Below are 10,731 nucleotides of genomic sequence, written 5' to 3'. Positions count from 1 at the left end.
TTTATATATTGAATGGCAATAAATAACTCATTTTTTGGTTATACGCGCCGCTTTGAACCAAAGGATACAGACAGGGTTATGCAGATAATCCGTGAATCACTTTCAGAGTATTATACAAAATCCCTTATAATTGACCTTTATAATGCATGGCCTGAGGCATTTCTTGTCTATGATAATTTAAATGATATAACCGGGTTCATTATTGGGTCAAAGTATTCCGGTACTGAGGGTCGCGTACTTTTATTTGCCGTTGATAAAAATTACAGAAACAGTGGTATAGGTTTTAAACTTTTAAACGACCTTACAAAGGTCATGATTGGCTTCGGTCTGTCAACAATTAGGCTCGAGGTTAGAACAGACAATGAAAATGCAATCAGGTTCTATAAAAAGAATGGTTTTTCAATTATATCAACATTAAAGAATTATTATTCTGATCTTTCAGATGCATATTTAATGTGGAAAATTTTATAAAAATTAATTTTAAAAATTATTAATAAATTTAGAATACATCAACCTTGCCATCAACGAACATGTTTGTAAGGTCAGATATATGTGCAAGCTTGTCATCGGCTATTGCCCTTATGTTGTTTTTATGTTTGGAATGGTCCACATTGTCCTCATATATAACCTGTATTCCGGCAACATGGGGCTCATCAACGGGCCTGCCAATCTGTGATACTATCCTCACAAGAACCTCCTTGATATCGCCACCCTCCTCCTCAACAATCTTGTTTGCAATTATGTTTGATAGCACATTATAAAGCTTTCCAACATGTGTAACCGGGTTCTTTCCCGCAGCAGCCTCCATACTCATGGGCCTGTACGGTGTGATAAGCCCTGTTACCCTGTTGCCTCTTCCAACAGAGCCGTCATCGCCGTTTTCCATTGAGAGGCCAGTAACTGTAAGATAATAAACCTTATCCTCCTTTATATCCCCGGTATTAACAAATACCTTAATATCATTGTCCGTGTATTTTATGGCATTGTCCATAATTTTGTTTGTTAATTCTTCCTTTATTGAATAATATTCTGTTGGGTCCTTCACATACTTATCAACGTATGCTGCTGCCACTGTAAGGTTTATGGTTTTGTTTTTCCTGAACCCCATAACCTTTATATCATAACCTATCTGTGGAAGTGTTTTCTTTAATTCACCGTTTATGTAATTTTCTGTTAATTTTACAATTTTTTCTGTATCTGTAAATGGTGCGAATCCCACACCGAATGATGTGTCATTTGCCTTGAATTTTCTTGTGTCATATAAACCCCTTAAATCTATAGATCCATTTCCTATTCTGGAGTCTATCATAACATCAGCATCTATATCAAGATCCGGAAAATGATCCCTTAAATAATCCTTTGCTGATTTTATTGCAATTGATTTTACAGGAACCCTTTCATCACCAACGGTTGATGTGGCCCTCCCACTTAATAATATATATGTTGGTTCAAGTACATTGCCACCACCAAATTTTGGATCAGCCTGCCCGCCGACAACCTCCACCTGATCGGTGTTATGATGCAAAATTCTGCCATAGTTCTTAATATAATACTTGCTCAGTGCCCGGCTTACTGATTCGGCAATCCCATCCGCAACGCTGTCAGGATGGCCAATACCCTTTCTCTCTACAATTTCAACCTCCCTGCTTGCAGTTGGGCTCTGTTTTATCTGTTCAACCTGTATGTTTCTCTCCACTTTTAACTGTGATTCCATGGTGAATTGATTGGTAAATGTTCTTAAATCTTTTGCATAAACGGTTATTAAATTACTCTTTACTTATTAATATTACTATCAGTAATACGCACGTATCAATACATTTTTATTATAACTTTTTATATCCTATTATGAAAGCCCTTATAAGTGTTTATAATAAATCCGGCCTGCTTGATTTTTTGAAATTTATGGGTAATAATATTGAGTTAATATATGCAACTGATGGCACATTCAAATATCTGTCAGATAATGGCATTAAGGCATTTCCAACATCTGAACTAACAGGATTTGGGGATATTTTAGACGGTCGTGTGAAAACACTTCACCCTGCAATATTTTCCGGGCTTTTATCAAAAAGGGATTTAAAAAGCAATAACGAGCTTAAAAAATATAATTATCCAGATTTTGATATTTTAATTTCAAATCTGTATCCATTCAGTGAGGCGGCAAAAACTGGGGATTTGGCTAAAATGATTGAAAATATTGACATAGGTGGTGTATCATTAATCAGGGCTGCCGCAAAGAACTATAAAAACGTTGTTGTGATTTCTGATCCTGATGATTACCAGTATGTAGAGGATGAATTCAATGTGAACAAGGAGATATCAATGAAGGCACGTGAGTACCTTGCATTAAGGGCGTTTTCCCGTGCTGCAGTTTATGATATAAATATTTATAATAACCTGTACCAGCGTCTCAATGGTGAGGAACCAGATGAATTATTTATACACGCCTATGATGGTGTCAAATTGCGTTATGGTGAAAACCCCGATCAGAAGGGATTTATGTACCGCACAGAAAAAAAATTGGGAATACCAAATGCCGTACAGTTAAATGGCAAGGAATTATCATACAATAACATACTGGATGCCAATGCCGCGCTGGAAACAGTTCAGGATTTTGATGAACCAACATCAGTTATAGTGAAGCACAGGACACCATCCGGTGTGGCCTCTGATGCCTCATTGAGTGCGGCCTTTAATAAATCATATAATGCAGACCCTGAATCAGCCTATGGTTTTGTTGTTGCTGTAAATAGAAAGCTGGATATTGAAACAGCCAGGGAAATGGAGCATAAGTTTATAGAGGTTTTAATAGCCCCAGATTATGATGGTGATGCCCTTTCACTTTTAAAAAAGAAAAAGAATTTAAGGATACTAAGGGCAAATATGGAAAGGGATAATTCATATGCCATTTCATCTGTTTCCGGTGGCGTACTGGTTCAGACAAGGCTAAATCCCAATTTTGAATCCATGGATCTTAAAACAGAATATCAGGCATCTGAGGAACAGATAAACGATTTAAAATTTGCGTGGAAGATAGTTGCACATACAAAAAGCAATGCAATGGTTCTGGTCAAAAATAAAGTTTCAACAGGAATTGGAGCCGGCCAAACATCAAGAATAGAGGCATTAAAGATTGCAATAGACCGTGCGGGAGATAATGCGTCCGGGTCTGTGATGGCATCTGATGCATTCATACCGTTTGATGACTCTGTAATAGAATGCCATAAGCATGGAATTACAGCAATAATAGAACCGGGTGGGTCCATAAGGGATGCAGATGTAATAAACCGTGCAAATGAATATAAGATGCCGCTATACTTTACCAATAAAAGAGTGTTTTTACATTAAATTATTGTTATTATTAATGCAATTAGATAACCTGCTATGGCACCGGAGTTTATTAATGGCAGCCCCGGGGCAGGCTTATTTTTATTTATATAAAAAAGAATTATCATGGCAGTTATTGAACCAAGCGTTGTTAGTATAAAATACAAATATATATGTGAGATATTACTTATACTGGCTGATATTACCAGTATTTCAGGTATTGCCATATCACCAAATCCAAGCATCATAACATTATTCTCACCGCGATTATCGAATGTAAGATCCCGGAGTTTCATGTTATAATTTTCAGGCAGTGTAAACATCAATGGAAATGAATTGTCAACTGCTGCCCTTGCCAGGGATACCATATGCTTTGTTTTGTAAACAGATATATAATCATAGACTGCAAAAACTATTAAAAGTGCTATTGCAATATACACTCTTAAAATATTGCCAAGGATGGCAGCAGAACCGCTTATCATTAATATACCGGCCGCATCTGTGATATACCATTCATTTTTAAATATAATTAAATACCCAAAGATACCGGTTATTAATATTATAATTAGATAATATTCAATAAAATTAACTGAAATTATATCGGCTATTATGCTTGATACCACGAATACCATGTATATTACCGCTGCCAGAAAAATGGCCCTTATGATATCAGCATGCTTCTTTACAAGCATCAGGATAATGGCTGTAAATACAATTAAAAATACAAGATAATAGAGGACAAAATAGATATTTACCGCTGATTTCTCACTTGCTATGCCTGGTATTTGATGTATATTTATTGCCAGATAAAGAGCCAGCAATGAAGATAAAACGAAAAAGAACACTGCCAGTAATTCACTCCTTAGCTTTTTCACCCTTATCCTTCCTGTTGTATTCACATTTTATATTTGGGCAGAACTTCCACCTTCTTTTACCGTTAATTAATAAAAGCAACGGTGCACCACAGTAAGGGCACACCTCACCGGTGCTGTTTATTATTCCCTTCTGCGGCAGCGGATATGTTACAGTGCATTTTGGATAATTTGAACACCCAAGAAACCGTTTTCCATATCTTGACTGCCTTATAATCAAATCACCGCCATCCGAGGGGCATTTTCCATAAGTATTTTTATTATAGGAACATTCTGGGTCAATGCACCTTATTTCAGGTGATTGCCCCCTCCTTATTATTTTTATTAATGGCAATCCACATACAGGGCATTTTTTATCTGTTAACTGTATTAATGGTGTTCCAGATATATTAAAGTTTATTTTGCATTCATCGTTGCTGCATTTTATTTTTTCAAAATTTCTGTATTTTATAACGGATATGTCACCATTATCAATGGGGCATTTTCCAATTACCTCACCCTTATTTGCATATTCTGTTATTGTTTCCTTAATGCTATCCCTGTTTGACCTGAAGTTTTTAAGCACCTCATGAAGCATTAATCTGGATTCATTAACAACATCAATTTCATTCTTTTTATTTTCGGCTATTTCATCCATTTCCTTTTCAAGTTTTGCAGTCATATCCGGTTTTGCAATATCAGAATCGATTGATGTTACTGATTTAATAAATCCTATGCCAAGCGGTGTTGGCCTTACAGGATTGCCTGTGGCAAAATTTCTATCATTTAGTTTCTGTATTATATCATGCCTGGTGCTTTTGGTTCCAAGGTTTAATGACTCCATCATCTTTAAAAGTGATGCTATGTCATATCTTTTTGGGGGTTCTGTTTCCTTTTCCTCTAGGTTCCATTCCCTGCCACTTACAGATTCTCCAGATTTTAATTCTGGAAGCCTAATTTCATTCAATTTTCTAAATTTATAAATTTCATACCATCCCGGATCCAGTATTCTCTGGCCTGTTGCAACAAACATATGACCATTTATCTCTATCTCTGCCCTGGATGACTCTATCCTTGCATTTTTATAAAGCGTTGCGAGAAATCTGCGAACTATTAAATCATATACTGTTTTATATGCTCCATTCAAAGGCTTTTGCGGTAAATTAACAGGGTATATTGGAGGGTGGTCAGTTGTTTCAATTTTTCCCCTTGATGGAATAATCCTTTCCTGATTGATTACAAGTTTCGCCTCGTTTTCATAATCTGATTTAAGGAATTTTTCAGCTATGCTTTTTAATGGTATTGACCTTTGATACACTGTATTGTCAGTTCTTGGATAGCTTATTAATCCAGACATGTAAAGTTTTTCAGCCACCTTCATTGCATTTGAAGGTGTAATGCCAAGCCTTGATGCCTCTCTCAGAAATTCTGTTGTGCTGAATGGTACAGGCTTATAAACTTCCTTCTCCTCCCTATCATAGCTTTTTACCGTGCCATCCCTGTTATTTATGTCATTAAAAATTGATTCAGCCTCGGATTTATCCTTAATATCTTTTTCATATCTAGCCGTAAAATCTATTTTTTTGTTAAATTTTACAGAAATCTGATAATATTTTTCAGGTATAAAGTTCTGTATTTCCTCTTCCCTCTTGACAATAAGTGCAAGTGTTGGGGTCTGCACACGGCCCACAGAAATAAAATCCTTCCATAATCTGTTGCTTGTAACCGAAAAAAATCTGGTTAAAACTGCACCCCATAGAAGGTCTATTTCCTCCCTGGCCCTTGCCGAATCTGCAAGTCCATAATTAACGTCTATTAAATTTTTAAATGCATCCTTTATTTCCTGATTTGTGAGTGCACTGAACTTTGCACGCTTTACCTCTGTATAATTTTTAAGGAATTTTAAAGATTCAACACCTATTAACTCACCCTCACGATCATAATCAGTTGCAATAATGACTCTTTTTATATCATTAAATGATTGAAGTGCATCAGAGGCTTTTTTATTCTTAATATTATAAACAATCTCTGAATCTATAAGCTTATCAAGGTCTGATTTTATCCAGTCCTTAAAACTTTCGGGGAAATCAGATTCAACAATATGGCCGCTAAGTGCAACCATTATATTTTTTTCACCATTATCATCAAATTCAATATAGCTTATATTCTTTGACTTTTTCTGGTGCATGTTTTTTTCTGAAAGTATATATGCTATCCTCCTGCCTGCATCAGCCTTTTCTGCTATAATTAGATTAATCGACATTTATTTCAGGATATTATAATACCATGTTACATAAAGATTATTGAATAAATGATTAAATTTAATTTTAACATTTTTATCATCTTATCCAGTTCAATGATCTCCTAACAGCCCTTCTCCAAATTAAATAATCATTTATATATGAATCGGGATTCAGATCAGGCTTAAATATTCTGTCAAATTTCCAGAGATGCTTTATATCATCAATTTTCATAATGCCGGAGGATACCGCATTCAGGTAAAAAATACCTGCAGCAGTGTTTTCAGGATTTTCTGACCTTAATACATTAATTCCGGATAGCCTCGCCTGGAAGCGCATAAGTTCATCATTTCTGCTGGACCCACCATCACATCTCAAATCAATTATACCCAACTTTTTTCTTATAATTCTAATAACATCCTCCACCTGGAATGCAATAGATTTGATAACCGCTGAAATAAGCTCTTTATTTCCGGTATTTCTTGTTATGCCTATAAACATGCCACGGGCACCATCATTCCAGTAAGGTGATCCCAGGCCAGAAAATGCCGGAACAAAGTAAACATCATTTTTATTATCCAGATTATACCATGTATTTTTTCCATTTAATGCCTTTAGTGCCCATTCAAATGCCGATCCCGAGTTGAATATGCTTCCCTCAAGCGCATAATATGCACACCCATCATTAAGTGAATATGCCACTGTGGATATAAGGCCATGGGCATTTAGAATCCTTTTGCCGGTGTTTGCCATTATAAATGATCCAGTTCCATAAGTATTCTTTACGTTTCCGTTGGAAAGTGCGTTCTGGCCCACCATGGATGCACTCTGATCGCCTGCCATGGCCATTACAGGAATGCTATTTCCACTTATTTTTGCATATCCAAAATTATGCGTGGATGAATGTACCTCAGGCAAAATATCTCTGGGTATTTTAAATATTTCAAGTAAATCATCATCCCATGAAAGTTTTGAAATATTAAACAGCATGGTTCTGGATGCATTTGTGTGGTCAGTTGCATGCACGGCCCCATTTGTAAGTTTCCATAGTATCCATGAATCCATGGTTCCGGCAAGCAAGTCCCCATTTTTAACCGTGCCTAATTCATCTTTAACATTATTTAGCACCCATTTAATTTTCATTGCACTGAAATATGGATTTGCAACAAGCCCTGTTCTTCTTCTTATCAATTTTTTATAATTATTAAAATCTGGAATATCCATTTTCCTTTTATCCTGCCATGATATGCCATTATAAACAGGGATTCCTGTACGTTTATTCCATATTATAATGCTCTCACGCTGGTTCGTAATTCCAATTGAGCATATTTGGCTGGAATCTATTCCTGCATTTTCCATTGATTTTTTTAATGTTCTTAAAACTGCATTATAAATTTCAAGTGGATTAAACTCAACAAGGCCATTGCCCGGATAATATAGATTAATTCTCTCAGATTCAATTCCCACAATTTTTCCATCATCATTGAATATTACTGACCTTGTTGATGTTGTTCCCTCATCTATTGATATGAAATATTTTTTCATGGATAAACCATTATAAAGAATAAACATAATTAATTTTATGCAAAAAAGAATATTGATATAAATTATTTATTAATTAATTGTATATTCGAAATCTTTTTTAAATGCTTCATGTTATTGACCCATATGTATTCTGGAAAAAAGGCGTTTTTGGTTAACGGACGTGGAAGGTATATAGATGATATAAATCTGCTGGACATGCTTTATATGAGTATTTATCGAAGCCCATATGCAAGGGCAAGGTTAAAGAATATAGATGGTGGATTAAATTCACATGAACTCAGGGCATACTATAAGGCTGCAGTGGGAGAGATGGCTGATCTTTCTGGAGGAAGAGAGGATTTAAAATTATATCGGGAACCGGTACTTGCGATTGATTATGTAAACTATGTTGGTCAGCCCATAGCTGCTGTTTTTGGGAAAAATAAATATGATAGTGAGGATAAACTCTCTGAAGTAAACGTCGATTTCGAACCAATGCAGGCAGTATCATCCATTGATGAATCACTTAAAAGTGATCCTGTTCATAACGGTGCATCCAGCAATATTTTGGCATCGTATACACTTGGCACAAAATTTGATGAAAAGGATATAGATTATGATATCTCCCTGGAGGATGAATTTTTTAATGAAAGAATCCTTGGCAATTCCATAGAAACAAGGGGATGCATTGCAGATTATCGGGATGGTTTTTTAACATTCTATGCCTCAACGCAGTCTGTACATTCAATAAAGAATGGTCTGGCATCCACACTTGGCCTTGATAGGGATAAAATTAGGGTGATTCAGGCTGATACCGGCGGTGCATTCGGTTCCAAGGGCGGTTATTATCCCGAATATTTAATTGCGGCATATGCTTCAATGAAATATAAAAAGCCGGTAAAATGGATAGAAACAAGATCTGAATACCTCATGGCGGCATATGCGGGCAGAGGTGTAAAATCATGGGCAAAAATATATGCAAAAAATAATGGTAAAATCACCGGCATTCAGGTTAAACTTTATGTTGATGCAGGCGCATATGATGCTGGTACGGGTTCTTTTGCACCCTATTTTATAGGATATCAGATAACCGGGCCGTATTTAATAAAAAATGTTTATGTTGAGGCTTCATCTGTAATAACAAATAAATCCCCAATGGGCCCATACAGGGGTGCTGGCAGGCCGGAGGCATCATTTATTATGGAGAGGATGATTGACCTGCTTGCAGATAGAATTGGAAAGGACCCTGCAGATGTAAGGTTAATAAATGCATCCGATGTACCGTTTACATCACCAACCGGGCTTCAGGTCATGGATGCATCCAGGCCATTCCTTGAAAAAGCCCTTAAAACCATGAATTATTATGAAATATCAAAGAATGAAAAAACAGGACTATCATTCTTTGTTTTAATTCCATCAACAAGGCCCGGAGAAAGTGCCAGAATAGTTTCAGGAGATGGACATATAAAGGTTTATCTCGGTGGTGATACACATGGGCAGGGTCATGAGGCATGGGCAAGGAATATAATAAAGGAATATCTTAATGTTGATGAATCTCTGGTTACACTTGAAAATGGTGATACAAAGGAGCTTGATGAGGGTGTTGGTGCATGGGGAAGCAGGTCCGCCATAGTGGGTGGTTCGGCTCTTGTAAATGCATGCAAGAAGATAAGGGAACAGGTAAAATCCAAATTTGGAGAATACGCACCGGACAAATTACTCAATAATCACTTTGATGCAGAGGATTTCTTCTCTGCCGATTTTTCACTTAATTCATTAAATGCAAACATGATCACTGCAAGGGTTTTAAACCACAGTGTTGATATAACCGGCTGGTACTGTTATTACGATCTTGGCAATGTTCTGGATATGGGAAATGTTATTGGTCAGATTCAGGGTGGCGCCCTTGAGGGCATTGGCCAGGTATTATCAGAGGGCATAAAATATTCAGACGATGGCCAGCTGATTACAAACAGCATATCACTGGCGGGGCTGTTAAAGGCAGATGATATACCGGATAAGTTTCATATACATATAGCCGAGAATCCATCCGATGTACCAAGCCATGCCAAAGGTCTGGGAGAATCCCCAACTATAGGCACGCCATCAGCCCTTGCAAGGGCCATAGAACTTAATACCGGAAGGAGGGTAAGGATTACTCCAATTGGTCCGGATTACCTTTAATATTGTGGATTTAAAAAAATATTTTATTTTTCATATCTTGATTTTAACAATTTTATAAATTCACGCATCCACTGTGGATGATCTGGCCAGGCCCTTGCCGATATTAGATTTCCATCGATGACGGCTGCGCCATCCACAAATGTGCCCCCTGCAATTTCAACATCAGGTGCAAGTGCCGGATATGCTGCAGTTTTTCTTCCCTTCAAAACACCCGCAGCAGCCAATCCCAGCGGTGCATGGCATAGCTCTGCCACCGGTTCATTTTTTTCAAAAAAGTACTTAACTATTCTTTTAAAATCAGGGTCATTTCTTATATATTCAGGTGCCCTGCCCCCCGGGATAATTAAGGCATCGTATTCTGAAGGATTTACATCCCTAAATGCCAGATCTGCCTGAAGCTTATATCCCAATTTTTCTGTATATGTGTCGAATCCATCCTCGAAATCATGAACCACAAGCTGTATCTTCTTTTTTTCAGGTGCGGCAACATCAACGTCATAGCCCTCCTCCCTCATTCGCTGTAGTGGATACATTACCTCCAGAGATTCTCCTGCATCTCCTGTAAGAATTAATATTTTTACCATATTATAATAACATAAAAATAC

At 36.8% G+C, this 10,731-nt stretch carries 8 protein-coding genes; 3 read left to right on the top strand and 5 right to left on the bottom strand.

Annotated features, from left to right (window positions below; translation table 11 throughout):
- Window positions 1-12: 12 nt before the first annotated feature.
- Window positions 13-471 carry a ribosomal protein S18-alanine N-acetyltransferase gene (gene rimI / locus AOG55_RS04930; protein WP_048101000.1) on the top strand — a complete coding sequence of 153 codons (459 nt, stop codon included), beginning with the start codon at window positions 13-15 and terminating at the stop codon, window positions 469-471.
- 28 nt (window positions 472-499) lie between these two features.
- Here rimI and AOG55_RS04925 read toward each other — a convergent pair whose 3' ends face one another.
- Window positions 500-1,714 (bottom strand): methionine adenosyltransferase, encoded by a 1,215-nt coding sequence (locus tag AOG55_RS04925; RefSeq protein ID WP_156150271.1) that lies wholly within the window; start codon window positions 1,712-1,714, stop codon window positions 500-502.
- 131 nt (window positions 1,715-1,845) lie between these two features.
- On the opposite strand from AOG55_RS04925, the gene purH reads away from it, so the two are divergent.
- Window positions 1,846-3,348, top strand: a complete 1,503-nt coding sequence (gene purH, locus AOG55_RS04920) for a bifunctional phosphoribosylaminoimidazolecarboxamide formyltransferase/IMP cyclohydrolase (RefSeq protein WP_048101001.1) — start codon at window positions 1,846-1,848, stop codon at window positions 3,346-3,348.
- On the opposite strand, the gene AOG55_RS04915 is transcribed toward purH, so the two are convergent.
- From AOG55_RS04915 to AOG55_RS04905, 3 genes are all read right to left on the bottom strand, one after another.
- Window positions 3,345-4,202: a presenilin family intramembrane aspartyl protease PSH gene (locus tag AOG55_RS04915; RefSeq protein ID WP_231563392.1), complete on the bottom strand. Its 858-nt coding sequence runs from the start codon at window positions 4,200-4,202 to the stop codon at window positions 3,345-3,347. The genes purH and AOG55_RS04915 overlap by 4 nt on opposite strands.
- Window positions 4,183-6,441, bottom strand: coding sequence for a DNA topoisomerase I (locus AOG55_RS04910; RefSeq protein ID WP_048101002.1), 2,259 nt, complete (start codon window positions 6,439-6,441; stop codon window positions 4,183-4,185). The genes AOG55_RS04915 and AOG55_RS04910 overlap by 20 nt, the downstream gene beginning before the upstream one ends.
- A 76-nt stretch (window positions 6,442-6,517) precedes the next feature.
- Complete coding sequence (locus AOG55_RS04905; RefSeq protein ID WP_054964137.1) at window positions 6,518-7,990, bottom strand: FGGY family carbohydrate kinase; 1,473 nt, start codon at window positions 7,988-7,990, stop codon at window positions 6,518-6,520.
- Between the two features lie 96 nt (window positions 7,991-8,086).
- On the opposite strand from AOG55_RS04905, the gene AOG55_RS04900 reads away from it, so the two are divergent.
- A complete protein-coding gene (locus AOG55_RS04900) occupies window positions 8,087-10,126 on the top strand; it encodes a xanthine dehydrogenase family protein molybdopterin-binding subunit (protein WP_055032306.1) in 2,040 nt (679 codons plus the stop codon).
- 23 nt (window positions 10,127-10,149) lie between these two features.
- On the opposite strand, the gene AOG55_RS04895 is transcribed toward AOG55_RS04900, so the two are convergent.
- Window positions 10,150-10,710 carry a DJ-1/PfpI family protein gene (locus tag AOG55_RS04895; protein WP_048101004.1) on the bottom strand — a complete coding sequence of 187 codons (561 nt, stop codon included), beginning with the start codon at window positions 10,708-10,710 and terminating at the stop codon, window positions 10,150-10,152.
- Window positions 10,711-10,731 lie beyond the last annotated feature (21 nt).

The sequence above is a fragment of the Acidiplasma cupricumulans genome, assembly GCF_001402935.1.
GTDB classification, from domain to species: domain Archaea; phylum Thermoplasmatota; class Thermoplasmata; order Thermoplasmatales; family Thermoplasmataceae; genus Acidiplasma; species Acidiplasma aeolicum.
This window is presented reverse-complemented; position numbering and strand designations above follow the sequence as displayed.

Coding starts and splice junctions, on each gene's coding strand:
- rimI (WP_048101000.1), top strand. CDS start 13: ATGGCAATAAATAACTCATTTTTTGGTTATACGCGCCGCTTTGAACCA.
- AOG55_RS04895 (WP_048101004.1), bottom strand. CDS start 10,710: ATGGTAAAAATATTAATTCTTACAGGAGATGCAGGAGAATCTCTGGAG.
- AOG55_RS04925 (WP_156150271.1), bottom strand. CDS start 1,714: ATGGAATCACAGTTAAAAGTGGAGAGAAACATACAGGTTGAACAGATA.
- AOG55_RS04905 (WP_054964137.1), bottom strand. CDS start 7,990: ATGTTTATTCTTTATAATGGTTTATCCATGAAAAAATATTTCATATCA.
- AOG55_RS04900 (WP_055032306.1), top strand. CDS start 8,087: ATGTATTCTGGAAAAAAGGCGTTTTTGGTTAACGGACGTGGAAGGTAT.
- purH (WP_048101001.1), top strand. CDS start 1,846: ATGAAAGCCCTTATAAGTGTTTATAATAAATCCGGCCTGCTTGATTTT.
- AOG55_RS04910 (WP_048101002.1), bottom strand. CDS start 6,441: ATGTCGATTAATCTAATTATAGCAGAAAAGGCTGATGCAGGCAGGAGG.